Below are 19,068 nucleotides of genomic sequence, written 5' to 3'. Positions count from 1 at the left end.
CGTGTTCGCCGCGGCGCGTTCCGTGCCGTGTCGCGGATCCCCGTCCACTGGCGTTCCAGGCGTCCAGGAGTGTGGCGTGGTTCTCCGTCGATGATGGAGAAGCGCGCATAACATAGCGCAACATCGATTGAGGAGTTGTTTACCATAAGCGGCGCAGGTTCACGGTGTCCTCAGACCCCGTGCGCGCCCGGATGTTCCTGTTCACCACGCCGTCCAGCCCATCGGAAAGCAGCCCGCCCGCCCAGGCACGGGCGGCCGCGGGCTCGGCCGCCTCCGGGCCGGTGGTCCAGGCGATCCGCGACGGCGCGATGGCGAGCGGCGTCGGGTTCGACTACCTGCTGGCGACGGCCCGGCGGGAATCCGCCCTCGATCCGGCGGCCAAGGCCGGGACCTCCTCCGCCACCGGCCTGTTCCAGTTCATCGAGCAGACCTGGCTCGGGGTGATGAAGAATGCCGGGCCGAAACTCGGCCTCCAGGCGCAGGCGGACGCCATAACCCGGCAATCCGACGGCACCTACGCGGTCCCGGATGCCGAGCAGCGCCAGGCGATCCTCGACCTGCGGCGCGATCCGAAGATTTCCGCGACGCTCGCCGGCGCCCTGACCCAGCAGAATTCCGACGCCCTCGCGTCAGCCCTCGGGCGCGACCCCACTGCGGGTGACCTCTACGCCGCGCATGTCCTCGGCGCGAAGGGCGCAGCTGCCCTGATCTCCACCGCCCGCGCCTTCCCGGCCCGGGCCGCGGCCCTCGACCTGCCGGAGGCGGCCGCAGCCAACCGATCCCTGTTCTACGACCGGACGGGCCGGCCGCGCAGCGCCGCCGAACTCTACGCCAACCTCGCAGCCGCCGCGCAGGGCGCCGTGCAGAGTGCCACCGCCGCCACCGACCTGACCGTGCTGCGCCAGGACGGCGCCCCGCCCACGCAGGCGGCCACGGCCTATGCCAGCACCGCCACCGCGTTCGGCGGTACCTCCGACCTGCGCAGCCTGTTCCAGACCGAGCAGCGCGGAGCGGCCTCCGACGCCGCAGCGCGCCTCTGGCAGGCCCGCAACGCCGCGCCGCCGACCCAGCACCCTGCGCCCACCTACTTCCCGCGCTCCGGCGCGGAGGCGCCGCTCGTCGCTTCCGTCGCCGAGCCCGCGACCACCGGCGCGCTCGCAGAACCGGCGCCGACGCCGGCAGGCCTCGCCCTGGTCAACCCGCCGCTGCCGCCCCGCCGCCCGGGCGATCTCGCCGCCGCGGGATCCACCACCGGCATCAGGAACAGCCTGTTCGCCCCCCGGAGCGGCCCATGATCATCCGCGAGTTCCTGGCCTGGACCCAGAACGCCTCGGCCGGCCGCAGGGCCGAGGCCACCACCGCGCTGGCGCGGGCCTTCCTGTACGGCGACCTCTCCGCCGACGAGGCCTGGGAGGCCAAGACCGCGCTGCTGTCGCTGCTGGACGACCCGTCGCCCCTAGTCCGCCGGGCGCTCGCCGAGACCTGTGCCGCCTCGGCCCGCACGCCGCGGCCGCTGGTGGTCGCCCTGTCCTGCGACGTGCCCGAGGTGGCGCGCCTGGTCCTGGCCCGCTCGCCGGTGCTCACCGACGCGGACCTGGTCGACGCCGCCGCGCTCGGCGACGAGACCACCCGCGCGGTGATCGCCGCCCGGCACCACCTGTCCCCGCCGGTGTCGGGGGCGCTCGCCGAGATCGGCGAGCTGGAGACCCTGGTGGTGCTCGCCGGAAATCCCACCGCGAAGATCACCGCGGGCCGGATGCTGCGCATGATCGAGCGCCACGGCACCGAAGCCCGCCTGCGTGAGGCGCTGCTGCGCCGGTCCGATCTGCCGCCGGAGGTGCGCTACACGATCGGCCTCGCGGTGGCCCAGGCGCTGTCCCAGTTCGTGATCGCGCGCGGCTGGATCGGCACCGAGCGCTGCGACCGGATGAGCCGCGAGGCGGGCGAGCGCGTGGCCCTCGAGACCTGCGACGATTCGGGGGTCGCCGCGGTGGCGCGCCTGGTGGCGCATCTGCGCACCACCCGGCAGCTCACCGCGGGCCTGATCCTCCGGGCCGTCCTGTCGGGCCGGACCGATTTCGTCCACGCCGCCCTCGCCGACCTTTCGGGACAGGATTATGCCGGGATCACCCGCGCCATGCGGGATTCCTCGCGGGATCCGCGGGCCTTCGCGGAGTTGCACCGCAAGGCCGGGCTGCCGGAGGCTCTGCTGCCGGCCATGCAGGCGGCGCTCGCGGCCCGGCACGCGGCCGCGGGCAGCCTGCGCGGCGCCGGCCTGTCGCGCCGGATGATCGAATCCGCCATCGACGCCTGCACGGACCTGCCGGCGCCCGAGATGCACGCCGTGGTCGCCCTGCTGACCCGCTACGAGGCCGAGGCCGCCCGCGACGAGGCCCGGGAGGTCGCCCGCGCCGTTGCGGCCGAGGCGATGACGCGCGAGACCGCCCGCCGCGAGGCCGAAGCTGCGGACGCCGCCTGGCGCGCCGCCCTCGAAAGCCAGCGGCGTACCGCCTTCGCGCCAGCGAGCGCCGTCGAGATCGTCGCGGAAGGGATCGCCGCGCCGGTGGAGATGCCCGATCAGGCCACGGTCGAGCCCGCGATCGCGGCGCGTGCGGATGGCGCGCCGGCCATAGCCGAACCGCTCAACCCGGTCGGAGCGATCCTCGACGCGCTGCCCGAACAGATCCTGGCCTGGTACCGCACGGAGCCGAAGGACGAGGATCCGGTGGTCCAGGCCGCCATGCAGGAGGTCCTCGACGGGCTCGGCGCCGACCTACTGGACGAGTTCCAGGCGAGCCGCGCCGGCGCGGATACCGGGTCGGACGAGGAGATCAGGATCGCAGCCTGATTGAAGCGAACAGCTTGGCGCCGTTCATGCAAACGCCCCGTCATTCCGGCGCGGCAGGCGAGCTGACGGATGCGTCCGTGAATGGACCTATTCGGCCGCCCGTTGCTCGATCGCGTCGACGAGGCCGAAGCGCTCGATGCTGTCCTCCAGTCGGAGGGCCGCGTTGATCAGCGCCATATGAGAGAAGCCCTGCGGCGTGTTCCCGCGCTGCTCGCCGGTGGCCGGGTCGATCTCCTCCGCGAACAGGCCGACATCGTTGCCGCGGGCGATCAGGCGCTCGAACGCCGCCTTGGCCTCGCGGGTCCGCCCGTCCAGGGCCAGGCACCCGACCCGCCAGAACGCGCAGGCCGTGAAGGTGCCCTCGTCGCCCTTCAGCCCGTCATCCATGCGGTAGCGGTAGATCAGGTCGCCGTCGCCCAACTCGCGTTCGATCGCCGCCAGCGTCGAGCGGGTGCGCGGGTCGCTCGGATCCAGCGCGCCGAACAGGGCGACCCGCAGCACCGCCGCGTCGAGGTGGTGCGAGTCGTAGGCCCCGGTATAGGCCTGCTTCTCCGGGTTCCAGCCCTTGTCGTGGTATTCCGCCCGGATCTCGGCGGCGATCCGCTCCCATTCGGCGATCTTCTCCGCGGGGACGCCTTCGATGTTGCGGCCGATCCGGGCCGCGTCCGTCAGTGCTACCCAGATCATCGCCTTGGTGTGAACCTGCTGACGCGGGCCGGTCCGCAATTCCCAGATGCCGTGATCGGCATCGTGGCGGTGACGGATCGCCCGGGCGGTGAGGTTGTCGAGCACCTCGGGCAGGCGGTCGTTGACCTTCTCGGGCGGGTCGTAGTCGACGGCCTCCAGGAACACGCACAGCGCCCGCAGCAATTCGCCGTAGATGTCGTGCTGGTCCTGGGCCTCGGCCAGGTTGCCGATCACGACAGGTCCGACTCCGCCCCAGCCGGCCAGATGTTCCAGCACCTCCTCGGGCGGCATGCCGTCGCTGATGCCGTACATCAGCTTGGTTTCGCGCCCGTACGAGCCGTCGCGCTCGCGCAGGAAGCGCAGGAATTCGGAGGCTTCACGGACGTAGCCCAGCATTACGAAGGCCGTCACCGTGAAGGCCGCGTCGCGCATCCAGGTGAAGCGGTAATCGTAGTTGCGGTCCCCCGGCACCGCCTCCGGCAACCCGGCGGTGGCCGCCGCCACGATGCCGCCCGAGGGCGAGTAGGTCAGCAGCTTCAGGCACAGGGCCGAGCGCATCACCGCGTCCCGGTAGGCGCCGTTGTAGCTGCTGCGGGCGCTCCAGCGGCGCCAATACTCGGTCGTGGATTCCATGCGGCGCTGGGCCCCGGCGAAATCCTCGATGCAGGCATCTTCCTGGTCCTCGCCATGGGTCAGGACCAGGTAGGCGGTCTCGCCCTCGGCGAGGTCGAACAGGACCTCGGACGTATCGCCCTGCAGCTGCGGCTCCGGGAAGGCGTTGACGCGCAGGCGCCAATCCCCGGCCTCGAACAGCACGGATCGGTCCTCGACGATCGGCGTGCAGGGCCGGCGTGCGTAGTCGAAGGTCGGCCGCACCACGAACCGGCCGGCGACCCGCCCGCTCTTGCAGGTGAGCAGCCGGATCAGGCGGCTCTCGCCCTCGCCGTCTGGCCCCTCTTCGGGCTCGGGGCTCGGCGGATTCACCGGCATCACGTCAATCAGCCGGGCGCGCCCGGTCGACGTGGTGAAGGTGGTCTCCAGGATGTTGGTGTCGGGCACGTAGCGGCGCACGGTCTCGGTGAGCCCGTCGAAGGCGAGGCTGCACGCGCCGCCCTTGTCGTCGTCCAAGAGCTTCAGGAACAGGGCCGGCGAGTCGTGGCGCGGCCAGCACAGCCAGTCGATCGAGCCGTCCCGCGCGATCAGCGCGCAGGAATGGGTGTCGCCGATGAGGGCGTAATCGCTGATGGGCTTGGACACAGGGCTTCCGAAAGGCGATCGCGCCGCTGGTACGGCATGGAACGAACCTATCGTGAGTTAGCCAAACGACCCCAAGCGGGGAGTCCCGCTCGACGATTCGCCGCACGGGTCTGGGGCCAGGAGCGACCGATCAGGCCTTGGGCCGCGGCAGCATCCGGTCGCTGATGATCCGCCGCTGGATCTCGCTGGTGCCCTCGAAGATCGTGGTCAGGCGCGCGTCGCGCCAGTAGCGCTCGACCCGCCGCTCGGTGGTATAGCCGTTGCCGCCGTGAAGCTGCATCGCCTGGTTCGTCACGCGCACCGCCATCTCGGTCGCCAGAAGCTTCACCATGGCGGATTCGCTCTCGGCGGGCTCGCCCTGGTCGAGCAGGTGGGCGACCTGCTGCCAGAACGCCCGCGCCTGGGCGACCTCCGCGGCCATGTCGGCGAGCGCGAAGCGCAGCGCCTGGAAATCACCGATCGGGTGGCCGAACTGGACCCGCTCCTGCAGGTAGGCCTGGGTGTCTTCCACCGCCGCGCGCGCCACGCCGACGGCGCGGGCCGCCGTGTGGACCCGGGCGATGTTGAGGCCGCGCTGGACCGAGGCGAAGCCGCCGGAATCCGCGTCGGCGCCCTGGTCGCCGTAGAGGCCGGTGAGCCGGTCGCTCTCGGGCACGCGCACGCCATCGAGGGCGAGCTCGAAGGTCTGGAAGCCGTGATAGCCGATCTTGTCGATCACCCGGCCGGTCACCCCGGGCGGGAAGCTGTCGCGCTCCTTCACCACCAGGAACGGCTCCAGACCGGCCGAGCGGGACTCGCCGGGCTCCGGGTCTCGGGTGCGGGCGAGGACCTCGATGAAGTCGGCGCCCTTGGCGAAGCCCGCCCAGCGCTTTGTGCCGGTGATCACCCAGGTGTCGCCGTCCCGCACCGCGCGGGTCTGCACGCCGGCCAGATCCGAGCCGGCATTGGGCTCCGACAGGGAGATCGAGCCGATCCAGCGGCCCCGGGCCGAGCGGCGCAGCAGATCCGCCCGGCGCTCGGGGTCGAGGGTCTGGGTGCCGAGGCCCTGGCCCCGGGCCAGGATGCTGCCCACCGACAGCCAGGCCCGGGCCAGCTCCTCTGAGACGAGGCAATATTCGAAGACCCCGAGACCGAGGCCGCCCTGCGCCTCGGGTATCGTGATGCCGAACCAGCCCTTCTCGGCCATGGCCTCGATGAGCCCGCGGGGCATCTCGGCCTTCTGCGGATCGAGCTCGTCGGCGAGCGGGAGGACGACGTCGTGCGCGAAGGCGCGCGCCTCGGCCTGGAGCGCGGCCCGGGCCGGATCGTGCCAGGGCGAGGCCAGCTCGGGTGGCTTCGGGGCGATCGGATCAGGCTTGTGCGCCATCGTGCTCATGCGTTCCCCCGGCTTTCACCCACCGCTGCATTCATGGCCACGCGGCACGGCAAAGCTGGAAACACGCGCTTACAAAATGGTTCCCGCAACCATCTTCGAATAATCGCCGCGTCGGCGCATAATAACCTGATGACGCTCGCCGATCCGCTCGCCGAATCCTTCGCGATGAACGCACCCGCCACACCCCACATCCTCGTGGTCGAGGACGATCGCGAGATCTCGGCCCTGGTCGCCCGCTACCTGCGCGGCAACGATTGCCGCGTGACGCTTGCGGGCGACGGCAACGAGATGGACCGGGCGCTGGCGGAGGCTCGGATCGACCTGATCGTGCTCGATCTGATGCTGCCGGGCGAGGACGGCATGAGCCTGTGCCGCCGCCTGCGCAGCGCCTCTCAGATTCCGATCCTGATGCTGACCGCGAAATCCGAGGAGGTCGACCGCATCCTCGGCCTGGAACTCGGGGCCGACGACTACCTGGCCAAGCCGTTCAATCCGCGCGAGCTGCTCGCCCGGATCCGGGCGATCCTGCGCCGGGTGGCCGCCGAGGCACCCGACCCGGACGAGCGCCGCCGCCTGCACTTCTCGGGCTGGACGCTGGACGTGTCGCTCCGGCAGGTGCTGTCACCGGAAGGCGCCCGCATCGCCATGACGGGCGCGGAGTTCGAGCTGCTGCACGCGCTCTGCCTGCGGCCGGGCCGCGTGCTGTCGCGCGACCAGTTGCTCGACCTGACACAGGGCCGCACGGCAGGGCCGTTCGAGCGCAGCATCGACGTGCTGATCTCGCGCATCCGCCAGAAGATCGAGCGGGATACGCGCAATCCCGAATTCATCCGCACGATCCGCTCGGGCGGCTACCTGTTCACCCCCGAAGTGACCCGATCATGAGCGCGTTCCGATCCTTGCGCGCCCGCCTGCGTCCGCAGAGCATCGCGGGGCAGATCGCCCTGCTGGTCGTGGCCGGGATCGCGGTGGCCCACATGGTCGCCACCGCGGCGTTCCTCCTCCTGCACGAGCCGCAGAATCCGGACACGCTGCCGGGCGTCGCGGCGGGCCGGCTCTCCACGCTGGTGCGGCTCCTCGACGAGGCGGACCCAGCCGCGCGGCCGGCCCTGCTGGCGAGCGGGCGCAGCCTCCCGCTGATGCGGGTCGAGGCATGGGACGGGACGGTTCCGCCGGACGCGGCCCCCGTGCCCGACCTCCCGGTCATCCGTCGCCTGCGCGTCGGCGCCGGCCGGCACGTGACCCTGGTGGATCTGAGCACGCAGGATCCGGCACAGACGCAGTCGGACGGGCAGCTGCATATCGGGATGATCACGCCCAAGGGCGCGACCCTGCAGGCCACGCTGCCGAACGCGCCGCTGCGCCCGCCCCGGCAGGGGGCCCTGATTTTCACGGTCGTGTTCCTGGCCCTCACTCTCGCGTTGCTCTGCGTCTGGGCGACCCGGGCGCTGACGGCGCCGCTGGCGCGGCTGGCCGGAGCCGCCGAGGCGTTCGGCACCCACGACGACCACGTCGCGCTTCCGACGGCAGGCCCCCGCGAGGTGCTGGCCGTCTCCCGGGCGCTCGACCGGATGCGGGCCCGGGTGCGCCGCCTGATCGACGACCGCACCCAGATGCTGGCGGCGATCAGCCACGACCTGCGCACGCCGATCACCCGCCTGCGCCTGCGCGCCGAGTTCATCGAGGACGAGCACACCCGCACGGCCACCCTGCGCGACCTGGACCAGATGAACGGCCTGGTGGAGGCGGCCCTGTCCTTCGTGCGGGACGGGCAGACGCGGGATGCCAGCAGCCTGAGCCTCGTGGACCTCGCCTCGGTGGTCCAGACGGTCTGCGACGACTTCTCGGATTTCGGCGCGCCCGTGAGCGTCGCCCGCAGCCGGCACGTCCTGGTGCAGGGCCGCCCGGAGGAATTGCAGCGGGCGATCACCAACCTGGTGGACAACGCCGTCAAGTACGGCGGAGGGGCTGAGGTCCAGATGGAATCCTCCGAGCGCGGCATCCGCATCTGCGTACTCGATCAGGGCCCCGGCATCCCCGAGACCGAACGCGACGCGATGCTGCAGCCCTTCGTGCGCGGCGACCGCGCCCGCAATCTCAACGAGGCCAGCGGTTTCGGCCTCGGCCTGTCGATCGTGCTGGCGATCGTCGAGGCGCATAACGGCCGCCTGACCCTGGAGAACCGGCGCGAGGGCGGCCTGTGCGCCGCCATCGAGCTGCCGCTCGCGGCGCAGGCCTATGCGAGCCGGGCGGCACAGAGATCCCAAGGCCCGCTACCGGCCCGGGCTGCCTGACGGCCGTCCGAGCCCAACCGCCTTCGGTCTGCTTCGCGCATCGTGCCGGTGACCGGCACGATGCGCTCGCTCTCTGATCCGCATCGACGATGTCCGAACGCCGGCGGCCACCGTTCGGACCGATGCTCAGGCTGCCCGGACGTTGCGCAGGAACTGCGAGACCTCGGCGCGGAGCTGCTCCGACTGGGCGGCGAGTTCGTCCGAGGCCTGCGCCACGGAGGCGGCGGCCTCGCCGGCATCGCTGGCGACCCGGGCGACCTCGGCGATGTCGGCGGTCATCCCGCTCGTGCCGGTCGAGGCCTGGCCCATGCTGCGGACGATGTCCTGCGTGGTGACGCCCTGCTCCTCGACGGCCGCCGAGATGCTGGTGGAGACGTGGTTCATCGCCTCGATCTGGGACACGATGCCCTGGATCGCCTCGGAGACGCCGCCGGTCACCGCCTGGATCGACGCGACCTGCCGGCCGATCTCCTCGGTGGCCCGGCTGGTTTGGGTCGCCAATTCCTTGACCTCGGCCGCGACCACCGCGAAGCCGCGGCCGGCCTCGCCGGCGCGGGCGGCCTCGATCGTGGCGTTCAGAGCGAGCAGGTTGGTCTGGCCCGCGATGGTCGAGACCATCCCGACCACGTCGCCGATGCGGGTGGCGGCGGCGGCGAGATCCGCCATCGTGCCCTCGGCCCGCTTGGCCTCGCCGACCGCGGTGGCCGACATGCCGGCTGCCTGCTCGACCTGACGCCCGATCTCCTGCACGGTGGCGCCGAGTTCCTCGGCGGCCGCAGCCACGGCATCGACGTTGTCGGCGGTCTGGCGCGCGGCGCTGGCGACGCTGGTCGAGCGCTCCGACGTGCCGCTAACGGCGACCCGCATGGTTCCGGACGCGCCCTGCAGGGCCGCCACGCCCCGGGTCAGCCCATCGACGATGCCGCCGACCGACGTCTCGAAGCCGCTCGCCAGATCCTGCAGCATGGCGCGGCGGGCCTGCTCCTCGCGCAGCCGCGCCGCCTCGGTGGTCTGGAGCTGCTGCGCCGCGTCCTCCAGCGACACGTCGCGGATGATGACCACGGCGCGGGCGATATCGCCGATCTCGTCCCGGCGCCGGCTGCCCGGTACGTCGCTGAGCGCCTGGCGTTCGGCGAGCGCCTTGAGGGCGCGGGTCAGTGCGCCGAGCGGCGACACGATCGAGCGCGCCAGCAGCAGGCCGAGCACGGCCGTCCCGGCGAGGACGCAGAGCCCGATCAGCAGCAGGTTGCGGGAGAGCGCGCGCACGGCGTCGATCGCCTCCGCCTGCGACTGCTCCGCCACCACGGTCCAGGGGGCGCCGAGCACGCTGACCGGCGAGGCCGCCGCCATGTGCGGGCCGTCCGCGGCGGTGAAGTCGAAGCTTCCGCCCGCCTTGAGTTGGGCCGCCTCGATCCCGAGCGGCGTGAGTTCGTTGCCGGCCTTCACGGTCGCGTTGAGGGGCGGGTTGCTGCGCAGGCGCCCGTCCGCGCCGGCGGCCATGACCTGGCCGGTCTCGCCGAGGCCGGTCCGCTTGGCCAGGGCCTGATCGAACAGCGTCGGCGTCACCCGCAGGGCGATGAAGCCGATCCGCTCCGCGGCCTGGGCCGTGCCCATGGCGACGTTCGCCCGCTTGGTCATGGCGCGGCCGATGAAGGCGGCCGGGACACCGTCCACGGGATAGGCCGCGAAATCCTCGTAGAGTACGGCGCTCGGGTCGGCGGCCTTGAGACGCTGGACGAGGCGGGCGAGGGCCGTATCCTTCAGCCCGTCCTCGGTCACCGACTGGCCGAAATCTTTACCCTTCGTGGTCGTGTAGACGACGCGGCCGGCATCATCGAGGAACAGCAAGTCGGCGTAGCCGGCCTGCGCGATGAGCTTGCGCGCCGTCTCCTGCACCTTCACGTGCCGGCGCCCATACATGCCGGTGCCGTCGAGGGCGACCCGAGCCTCGACGGTCGGCGGCGCCTGGAACGCCGCGATGACCGCGGCGGTGTCCGGCTTGGCCGGATCGAGGTTCTCGATCAGGTCTGGGAAGTTCGAGACGATCTGCGGATGCGCGGACGCGGCCAGGAAGTCGGCCTGCATCCGGTCCGCCACCAGCTCGATCCCGTCGCGGCGGGCCGCGGCCGCGAGCTGCAGGCGCTCATTCGCCGCGTCGATCAGGCCGGACCTGGCGGAATACCAGCTGAAGCCGCCCATCGCGGTGGCGCTGAGCAGAGCCAAGCCGATCGTCATCGCCGGCAGGCGAGAACTCAGCCGCGAAAGCACCACCATGGCTATCCTACATCGTTTTCTTAGAGAGAGCGCCGCAACCTTAGAGCAATGGCACTAAGATCCGGTAAACTTCGGCTGCAAAGCCGGGCATTATGGCGCAAAACTCAATCTATCGTAACATCGAGATATTCAATATTTTGAGGAACTAAGTATCTACGTAGAGACATTCGGATCCTCTCGGACACTTAAATCCACACCAAAACTGCCAGGCAATACCAGGGTCTACGAGGCGATTTAGCATCCGCCATGACGGATTGTCTTGTGAGCCGACCGGTCTGGAACCTGCCCGCGTGCGGGGCACCACCGCGCCCACGCAAGCGCGGCCCGCGGCTTGCGGGCGAAGCGCAAGCGAATCGTTGGCCGGCCCTTCGAGTGCGCCTAGAGCATCGGACGGGCGCACGAGCCTCCACCTGCACTCGAGGGGACCGGATGACGAGCGACACCAGCCGAGGGGATGCGCGCCGGATCGCGCTGATCGGGGCGCCGATCGAGGTCGGGACCAGCGAGCCCGGCGCGCTCATGGGGCCTGCGGCCCTGCGCACCGCCGGACTGGTCCGGACCCTGTCCGATCTCGGCCACGCGATCGTCGATCAGGGGGACGTCGTCCCCGACGGGCCGGCGGATGCGCGGGGCCTGCCCGCCGTCACGGCCTGGACCCGCGCCCTGTCGCGGTCGGTCGAGGCTGCTCTGGGGGCGGGCGCCCTGCCGCTCGCCGCCGGGGGCGATCACAGCCTGTCGCTCGGCTCGGTGGATGGGGCGATGCGCCACTGCGCCCGGGAGGGTCGGCCGCTCTTCGTGCTCTGGCTCGACGCCCACGCCGACTTTAACACCCCGGAAACCTCGCCGTCGGGCAACGTCCACGGCATGCCGCTGGCGGCCCTGTGCGGCGAGCCGGGCTTCCCGAGCCTGTTCGCCGATCCGGCGCCGGCGCCGCTGCCGCCGGCCAACGTCCACCTGTTCGGCCTGCGCTCGATCGATGCCGGCGAGCGCGCCCTCGTGACGGCCCGGCGGGTCGGCGTCACCGACATGCGCACCATCGACGAGTTCGGCGTCGTCGCGCCCCTGCGCCGCGTCCTCGACCGCGTCGCACGCGACGGTGCGCATCTTCATGTCAGTCTCGACGTCGATTTCCTCGACCCATCGATCGCACCCGGCGTCGGCACGACCGTGCCGGGGGGCGCGACCTTCCGGGAAGCGCACCTGATCATGGAGATGCTGCACGATTCCGACCTGGTGCGATCCCTCGACGTGGTCGAGCTGAACCCGTTCCTCGACGAAAGGGGCCGCAGCGCCCGGGTGCTGGTGGAACTGGTGGCGAGCCTGTTCGGCCGGCGCATCCTGGACCGGCCGACGCCCGCGATCGAGGCGGTCTCGAGCGATCAGGGCGGCCGCCGCTAATGCCGGACGGCGCGACGCAAATTCAGGATCTTCCGGCGGCCGGGGCGCCCGCGCGCCAGCGCTCGGACGGGCGCGTCCACCTGTGGGCCGGTCCGGCCGGGGGAACGGGCCCGACCCGCATCCTCGACCTCGCTGAATCCGGCCCGTCGCGGCTGCGCTTCCCACGCGGGGAGGGGGCGCTTGAGGCGGTGCTGGTCAACACCGCCGGCGGTGTCGCGTGCGGCGACGCCTTCACGATCGCGCTGGACCTCGCCCCGTCGGCCGACCTCGTGCTGACGACCACGGCAGCGGAAAAGATCTACCGCTCGGATGGCCCGGTCAGCCGGATCGAGAACCGGATAACCCTGGCGGCGCACGCCCGGCTGGCCTGGCTGCCGCAGGAGACGATCCTGTTCGATCGCGCCCGGGTCCGGCGGCGCTTCGAGGCCGACCTCGCGGAGGGCGCCGCTTTGCTGGCCGTCGAGATCGTGGCCTTCGGCCGAGCCGCCCGGGGCGAGCGGATCGCGGCGGGGTTGTTCGCGGATACCTGGCGCGTGCGCCGGGCCGGGCGGCTCGTCTATGCCGACAGCCTCGTCCTGGAAGGCCCGATCTCGGATCTTCTCACGCGACCGGCGATCGGCGGCGGTGCCCGGGCCTGCGCGACCCTGCTGGACGTCTCAGCAAACGCGGAGGGGCGTCTGGAGGAAGCCCGCGCCCTGCTCGAACAGGCCGTCGTCCCCGGAATCGAGGCGGCGGCGAGCGCCTGGAACGGACACCTCGTCATCCGCGCCCTGGCCGATGGGGTCGGGCCCCTGCGCGGCCTCGTGAGCCAGGTCCTGGCCGGCTATCGCGATCGGCCGATGCCCCGGGTCTGGCAGAGCTGACCGGCTGCTTTCGGGCCGCGGGCCGGTCCAGCGCCGACCGACCTGCATATTCCTGCGCGGAAGCCGCATCGCGACCGTTGCCTGTCGCCGCCCACCTCTGCTAGAGACCCCCACCCGGAGCCGGCCGCCAGGCTCCGATGGCGACGCCGCGGCGTCGCGACGAGGGGCCTCGTGGCGGAGTGGTTACGCAGAGGACTGCAAATCCTTGCACCCCGGTTCGATTCCGGGCGAGGCCTCCATCGATCATCCGAGATACAGCGCGCACACTTCCGCCGACCGGTCTCGATGCCGTCGATACGGCGGATGTCCCGCGTCGCAGGCGCCGGCATGGCGGCCGGCACCCACGATTCCCTAGACCCTCTCGAAGGCCCTGCCTTCCAGGACGATGCCGTCAGGCCGCGGCGACCTGGGCCAGAAACGTCTCGATCGCCCGCTGAAGGCTATGAGTCCCGGCATTCACCTGCAGGGCGCTTGTCCGGACATGCTTGGCCTGCACCTCGTTGGAGGCCGCAGTGGCGCGCACGCCCGCCACGCTGTCGGAGACCTTCCGGGAATCCGTCGCCGCGCTGGTGATGGCACGGGCAATCATCTGGCTCGACTGGCCCTGCTGGTCCGCTGCGACCGCAACCTCGGCGGCGATGGAGCTCATCTGCGCGATCGTCTGGCCCACCGTGCCGATCGAGCCGATCGCTCCGACCGTGTCGGCGGCGGCGGCTTGAATCGCCCCGATATGATGGGCGATGCGGTCGGTCGCCTGCGCGGTCTGCGCCGCCAGATCCTTGACCTCGGTGGCGACCACGGCGAACCCCCGTCCCGCCGCACCGGCCCGCGCGGCCTCGATGGTGGCGTTCAGCGCCAGCATGTTGGTCTGCTGAGCGACGGCGCGGATCAGCGCGATCACGGCGCCGGCGTCGTCCGCGGCTTGCGAGAGGGTCGTCACCGTCGCCACCAGCCCTTGCGTATCCGACAGGGCCGTCGAGGCGATCTCGCTCGTATGCCGGACCTGGCTCTCGATCTCCCGGGCCGCAACCGACAGCTCCTCGGCAGCGCTGGCGATGCTCACTACGACACCGGCGGTCTGATCGGAGGCCTCCGCCACGACGGCGACCTGCGTGGTCGTCTCGCCCGCGAGACCCGATAGCGCGTCGGCCGAGGCCTGCATGGCGTCCGCGGAGGCGGCGAGATCCGCCACCGTCCGCTGCATCTCGTCGTCGAAGGCCTGGGTCGCCGCGGCCAGGCGCTCGGCCCGGACGAGGTCGCGCGCCGTCCGCGCCCGGGCGTCGTGGTCGAGCGTCCGCCGCTCGATCATCGCCGCCTGGAACGCCGCGATGGCATGCGCCATCTGGCCGATCGCGTCCTGGCGCTGCGTGAACGGGATCGCGTCGTCGAGCCGGTCCGCCGCAAGAGCCTGCATGGCGGCCTTCAGGCGCTTCAGGGGCTTCTGGATCTGGGAGAGGACGATCCAGATCGCGGCGGCCAATGCCAGGGCGAGCGCAACCGCCGGCGCCACGATCAGCGCGACGATCGCATGGCGCTGCTCGATGACGCCTGCTGCGCGCTGGTCGTTGAGCCGGGCCAACACCTCGCCCCCGAGTCGGCTGATCTCCGCGATGATGCGTTCGCGGTTCTTCACCGTCGCCTCGTCGGTGGCCTGGATCAGGGCGGCCTTGGGCGAGATGGTCAGGCCGAGCTCAGCGGTGTCGTTCTGGTAGGCGATGAACTCCTTCACGAACAGGTCGAACCGGCGGCGCCGGTCCGGCGGCAGCTGATCTTCCATCGCCACCAGGAACGGCCCCCGGACGTGTTCCACCGCCGCCAGGGCGTCCTGCAGCCCGGAGAGACGCGTCCGCGCTTCCTGCGTATCCTCGGCCGTGTAGAGGGCGGTGGCCTGCACGACCGCGTGCTCGATCGCCTGGCTCAAGGCGCCGGCCTGAAGCCCGGCATTCCAGATCCTGTCCGTGGCTGCGGCGCGCTCCTGCTCCCACAGGGATTGCCGCACGGCGAAGGCCGAGATGCCGACCGCCACGAAGCCCAGCAGGCCGACGACCGCCGCCAGCTTGAAGCCGAAGGAATTGCGCATCTGAAGCACGATACTGTTCTCTTCTGGACCGACGCACGATCGCGTCGCGGCAAGGTGCCTTGTCGAAGGCGGAAGCTTGGAAGTCGAAAGGGTCGAGGAGACCATTGGGCGATCGAGAGCGCGGGGCATGTGGCCGAGTACGGGGCGAAGCCAGTTCGGGGCGAATCCGGCGCTCGGGACGATGCGCCAAGCGTTGCATCGACGTGCGGCAGCCTCAGCGCCGCCGCATCGCCGGGCCGAACCTCAGCGCCTTCGGTATGGCGACGCGCGGCCGTGACGGCGCGAGCCCGCCGGATCAAAAATCGACGCTGCAAACATGGAATGGCGGGACGGTTCGACGACGTTTCTTCAGCTGTTCGGATAAAGATACGGGCCGAAGGATCAATCCGTCAATACACGCCAAAGTTGTCAATACTGATTTTATTTAATGATCATGCTCAAATATACGGTAGATAGAAGCCGAAAGTTAGAACTCGCGGGATGTTATTTATTGCATTCGGAAACAATCCCGCGCTTGTGCACCCGGCTATGAAACTATCGGCAACGCGACCCCCTGCGCTCGCATCCAGAACGCGCGCAGACGAAATCATGCCTTGGCGGCAGGCCTGTTCCGCTACCCTGGGCGATGCCGTTCGCGCGCTGGCCCGCTTGAGCTGAACGACGAGGTCGGAAACGCCGGTAGGTCCCGGACATCGCCGGGCGTTTCCATCGCGCGCTGCAGAAGCGCCAGTCTCTGCCGGTCGGCGTGGGAGCGGTCCGGATCCGTTACGAGCCGCGAGCCGGACGTTCGCAGATCGGCCTCCCGGACGGCCGCGCGCACTCTGGCTGTTCCGCCAGGCGCGCGAAAGGCCGTTTCGTGCGCCTGGTCGAACGCTACGCGGCGTGGACCTGCCCCAGGAAGGTCTCGATCGCCTGTTGCAGGGTCCGGGTCCCGGTGCTCACCCGGGAGGCGCTGCCGCGCACCTGCTCGGCCTGCACCTCGTTGGAGGCGGCCGCGGCGCGCACGCCTCCAACGCTCTCGGAGACCTTGTGCGAGTCCGCCGCCGCATCCGCGATGGCCCGGGCGATCTCCTGGCTGGCCGCGCCCTGCTGGTCTGCCGCCTGGGCAACCTCTGAGGCGATCACGCTCATCCGGGCGATCGTCTCGCCGATCGACGCGATGGCGCCGACCGTGTTGGCGGCTGCCCCCTGGATCGACCCGACCTGGCCGGTGATCCGGTCGGTCGCGAGCGCGGTCTGGCCGGCGAGCGCTTTCACCTCGGCGGCGACCACGGCAAAGCCGCGCCCGGCCGCGCCGGCGCGGGCCGCCTCGATGGTGGCGTTCAAGGCGAGCAGGTTGGTCTGCTCCGCCACCGTGCGGATCAGGGTGACGACGGCATCGATCTCGGCAGCCGCCTGCGACAGGCTCGAGACCGTCATCTCCAGCTGCTTGGTGTCGGTCAGCGCGGAGGCCGCGATCTCGCTGGTGTGGCGGACCCGCCCCTCGATCTCCCGGGCGGAGGCTGCGAACTCTTCGGCCGCGCCGGCGATGCTGTCGACGATGTCGGCGGTCTGGCTCGAGGCACCCGCCACCACGGCGGCCCGGGACGCCATGTCGCCGGCCGTTCCGGTGAGCGTCGCGGCAGCATCCTGCATCGAATCGGCCGATCCGGCGAGATCCGCCACGGCGCGGTGGGTCTCCCCCTCGAAGGCGCGGGTCGCCTCCGCCAGTTGCTCGGCCCGGACCCGGTCGCGATCACGGCGGGCCTGCGCCTCGGTATCGAGCTTCCGCTTCTCGATCAGGGCCGTCTGGAAGCCCGCGATGGCGCTGGCCATCTCGCCGATCTCGTCCTGGCGGTGGGTGAACGGGATCGTACGGCCGAGGTCGTTGGCCGCCAGCGCGGTCATGCTGGATTTCAACCGGCCGAGCGGCTTCTGGACCTGGCTGATTATGATCCAGATCGCGGCAAGCAGCCCGAAGGCGAGGGCCACGGCGGGCACGACGATCAGCGCCAGGCGGGCGGTGCTGCGATCCGCGGCGTCAGCGGCGCGCCGCTCGTTGAGCCGGGTGAGCACCTCGCGGCCAAGCAGGCCGATCTCCGCGATCATGTGCTCCCGGTTTCTCACCGTCGCCTCGTCGGTGGCCTGGATGAGGGCGGCCTTGGGCGAGATGGTCAGGCCGAGCTCAGCGGTGTCGTTCTGGTAGGCGATGAACTCCTTCACGAACAGATCGAACCGGCGGCGCCGGTCCGACGGCAGCTGATCCTCCATCGCCACCAGGAACGGGCCCCGGACCTGTTCCACCGCCGCCAGGGCGTCGTGCAGCGCCGACAGCCGCGTGCGCGCTTCCTTGGTGTCCTCGGCGGTGTAGAGGGCGGTGGCCTGGACGACCGCGTGCTCGATCGCCTGCCCAAGGGCGCCCGCCTGAAGCCCGGCATTCCAGATCCTGTCCGTGGCGGCGGCGCGCTCCTGCTCCCACAGCGATTGCCGGATGGCGAAGGCCGAGATGCCGACCGCCACGAAGCCCAGCAGGCCGACGACCGCCGCCAGCTTGAAGCCGAGAGAAATGCGCATGAGGAGAGAACCGCTGTCCGCGAGAATCGTGGGGGAGAGCCTTACGATAGCAAATTTTGCGCCGACACTAAATATAGCCGGCAAACCCCACGAATTCAAATGTACTCTTTCCTAGATATATTCACACCGCTCAGTACAGACGAGAGGCTACAATCATTGAACTCAGGGAAAAATCTTCGGTCTTGCCATCGATGCCCAGCGCCAGAACCTGTTCCCGGCGGGACGGCCTGGTCGTCGGATTGTGCGGAAGACACCTCAAACGGTGTGCGCCAGGATCACGCGCGCGGCAGCAGCGACGATCAGAAAACCGATCACAGCGACACCGATGTAGTCGGGCATGCGGCTGTCACGCTTCGGGCCGAGGGCGTCGCCTGTTGGAAGGCCGTCGGGATCCCGAAACATCGTGAGAACTCTCAGTACGTGACAGGCAGGCCCGCACGCGACGGAAGCCGGAAGTCGGGGCGAACGCGGCATCACCGGACGGCACGGCACAGGCGCCTTGCGGTTCGGGACGGCGCGGGATCGGCATCGAGGCGCGCATGGCGACGGCCCCATCGTCTAGGCGGCCGCCATGACGATGGGATGACCCCGCGAATTCCCATGGGCCTCGGCATGCTGCCGCCGCCGCACCTTCTGCCGGCACCTCCCGCTGCGTCGCCCCCGAAATGTCCGTTGTAAAAATGCCACGCCGCGCCCGGTCGAGCGCCGGCAAACCACCTTTCTCCAGGGGCGCTCAGGGGGCGCCCAGACGATCGGTGCCGATCGCGTCATTCAGGGTCTTGCGTCCCGCGATCTTGGTGTGTAGAGACCCGCTCGTGATCCCCGATAGCTCAGTTGGTAGAGCAGGCGACTGTTAATCGCCTTGTCGCAGGTTCGAGTCCTGCTCGGGGAGCCATCACCCAGTTAACCTCCTGAAGACGTTGCGCGAATAGCTTTCGACGGCTTTACTGCGGCAGGCGATGCCGCGTCTTTGCTGTCAGGACCGCGCGAGACGACCACCCGGAAGCCGCATACTGTGACCGGCGCCGCTCCGAACGGAGTCACCTGAGGCGCCGATCACGCCCTCAACGGGCGGCGCAGGCGGGCCCATCCCGGAATCTTAACGCGACCCTTATGAGATCGGCCGGGCGTCCCGCTCGATCCCTCATGCGTTCGGGTCCACCGTCCGGGTGCGATCCCTGGAGGATCGCGGGAACCCCAGTCAGCCGATGTCGCCCACCATCCCCATCGTCGCCCCCGCGGGGGACACCGCCCGGTTCATCGTCGGCCAGGACCCGGAGGGGCGCTGGGTCGCCATCGAGATCCACGGGCGGGCCGGTGGCCTGTTCCGCAGCCGAGAGGCGGCGTACGGCTACGCGGCGGCGGAGACCGATCACCGCCCCGATGCCGTGCAGGTCTCGGCGGAACGGATCGCGCTTCGGCTCTGAGCCGGTCGAAGC

General features: G+C 70.6%; 13 protein-coding genes and 2 tRNA genes. 9 read left to right on the top strand and 6 right to left on the bottom strand.

The window, feature by feature from the left end; translation table 11 throughout:
* Positions 1–191 precede the first annotated feature (191 nt).
* Together FV242_RS01650 and FV242_RS01645 are read left to right on the top strand one after the other, a co-directional pair.
* The gene (locus FV242_RS01650) at positions 192–1,295 is read left to right on the top strand and encodes a lytic transglycosylase domain-containing protein (RefSeq protein ID WP_147937782.1); all 1,104 of its coding nucleotides are present in this window, start codon (positions 192–194) and stop codon (positions 1,293–1,295) included.
* The gene (locus FV242_RS01645) at positions 1,292–2,848 is read left to right on the top strand and encodes a DUF2336 domain-containing protein (RefSeq protein WP_147937697.1); all 1,557 of its coding nucleotides are present in this window, start codon (positions 1,292–1,294) and stop codon (positions 2,846–2,848) included. Before FV242_RS01650 ends, FV242_RS01645 begins: the two co-directional genes overlap by 4 nt.
* Positions 2,849–2,935: 87 nt before the next feature.
* On the opposite strand, the gene FV242_RS01640 is transcribed toward FV242_RS01645, so the two are convergent.
* Positions 2,936–4,792 (bottom strand): glycoside hydrolase family 15 protein, encoded by a 1,857-nt coding sequence (locus tag FV242_RS01640; protein WP_147937696.1) that lies wholly within the window; start codon positions 4,790–4,792, stop codon positions 2,936–2,938.
* Between the two features lie 130 nt (positions 4,793–4,922).
* The gene (locus FV242_RS01635) at positions 4,923–6,158 is read right to left on the bottom strand and encodes an acyl-CoA dehydrogenase family protein (RefSeq protein WP_147937781.1); all 1,236 of its coding nucleotides are present in this window, start codon (positions 6,156–6,158) and stop codon (positions 4,923–4,925) included.
* A gap of 138 nt (positions 6,159–6,296) precedes the next feature.
* On the opposite strand from FV242_RS01635, the gene FV242_RS01630 reads away from it, so the two are divergent.
* Together FV242_RS01630 and FV242_RS01625 are read left to right on the top strand one after the other, a co-directional pair.
* Positions 6,297–7,052, top strand: a complete 756-nt coding sequence (locus FV242_RS01630) for a response regulator (protein ID WP_187278305.1) — start codon at positions 6,297–6,299, stop codon at positions 7,050–7,052.
* On the top strand, positions 7,049–8,461 hold the full coding sequence (locus FV242_RS01625; protein WP_147937695.1) for an ATP-binding protein: 1,413 nt from the start codon (positions 7,049–7,051) through the stop codon (positions 8,459–8,461). The genes FV242_RS01630 and FV242_RS01625 overlap by 4 nt, the downstream gene beginning before the upstream one ends.
* A gap of 126 nt (positions 8,462–8,587) precedes the next feature.
* Here the strand turns inward: FV242_RS01625 and FV242_RS01620 are convergent, their stop codons facing one another.
* Positions 8,588–10,735 (bottom strand): methyl-accepting chemotaxis protein, encoded by a 2,148-nt coding sequence (locus tag FV242_RS01620; RefSeq protein ID WP_147937694.1) that lies wholly within the window; start codon positions 10,733–10,735, stop codon positions 8,588–8,590.
* 429 nt (positions 10,736–11,164) lie between these two features.
* Here FV242_RS01620 and rocF point away from each other — a divergent pair, with 429 nt between their 5' ends.
* The 3 genes from rocF (at position 11,165) to FV242_RS01605 (ending at position 13,235) form a co-directional block, all read left to right on the top strand.
* Complete coding sequence (gene rocF, locus FV242_RS01615) at positions 11,165–12,133, top strand: arginase (RefSeq protein ID WP_147937693.1); 969 nt, start codon at positions 11,165–11,167, stop codon at positions 12,131–12,133.
* Positions 12,133–12,996 (top strand): urease accessory protein UreD, encoded by an 864-nt coding sequence (locus FV242_RS01610; RefSeq protein ID WP_147937692.1) that lies wholly within the window; start codon positions 12,133–12,135, stop codon positions 12,994–12,996. Before rocF ends, FV242_RS01610 begins: the two co-directional genes overlap by 1 nt.
* Before the next feature lie 165 nt (positions 12,997–13,161).
* A tRNA-Cys gene (locus tag FV242_RS01605) sits at positions 13,162–13,235 on the top strand.
* Between the two features lie 152 nt (positions 13,236–13,387).
* On the opposite strand, the gene FV242_RS01600 is transcribed toward FV242_RS01605, so the two are convergent.
* The 3 genes from FV242_RS01600 to FV242_RS34285 form a co-directional block, all read right to left on the bottom strand.
* The gene (locus FV242_RS01600) at positions 13,388–15,076 is read right to left on the bottom strand and encodes a methyl-accepting chemotaxis protein (RefSeq protein ID WP_147937779.1); all 1,689 of its coding nucleotides are present in this window, start codon (positions 15,074–15,076) and stop codon (positions 13,388–13,390) included.
* Between the two features lie 873 nt (positions 15,077–15,949).
* Positions 15,950–17,629 carry a methyl-accepting chemotaxis protein gene (locus FV242_RS01595; RefSeq protein ID WP_147937691.1) on the bottom strand — a complete coding sequence of 560 codons (1,680 nt, stop codon included), beginning with the start codon at positions 17,627–17,629 and terminating at the stop codon, positions 15,950–15,952.
* A gap of 255 nt (positions 17,630–17,884) precedes the next feature.
* A complete protein-coding gene (locus FV242_RS34285) occupies positions 17,885–18,031 on the bottom strand; it encodes a hypothetical protein (RefSeq protein ID WP_187193565.1) in 147 nt (48 codons plus the stop codon).
* Between the two features lie 417 nt (positions 18,032–18,448).
* Here FV242_RS34285 and FV242_RS01590 point away from each other — a divergent pair.
* Both FV242_RS01590 and FV242_RS01585 read left to right on the top strand, forming a co-directional pair.
* Positions 18,449–18,524: transfer RNA gene (locus FV242_RS01590), tRNA-Asn, on the top strand.
* A gap of 313 nt (positions 18,525–18,837) precedes the next feature.
* Positions 18,838–19,056 (top strand): hypothetical protein, encoded by a 219-nt coding sequence (locus FV242_RS01585; protein ID WP_147937690.1) that lies wholly within the window; start codon positions 18,838–18,840, stop codon positions 19,054–19,056.
* Positions 19,057–19,068: the final 12 nt, after the last annotated feature.

It is taken from the genome of Methylobacterium sp. WL64 (genome assembly GCF_008039945.1).
Lineage (GTDB): Bacteria > Pseudomonadota > Alphaproteobacteria > Rhizobiales > Beijerinckiaceae > Methylobacterium.
Note: the sequence above shows the minus strand (reverse complement) of the source record. Positions and strands in the feature narration are given on the sequence as shown.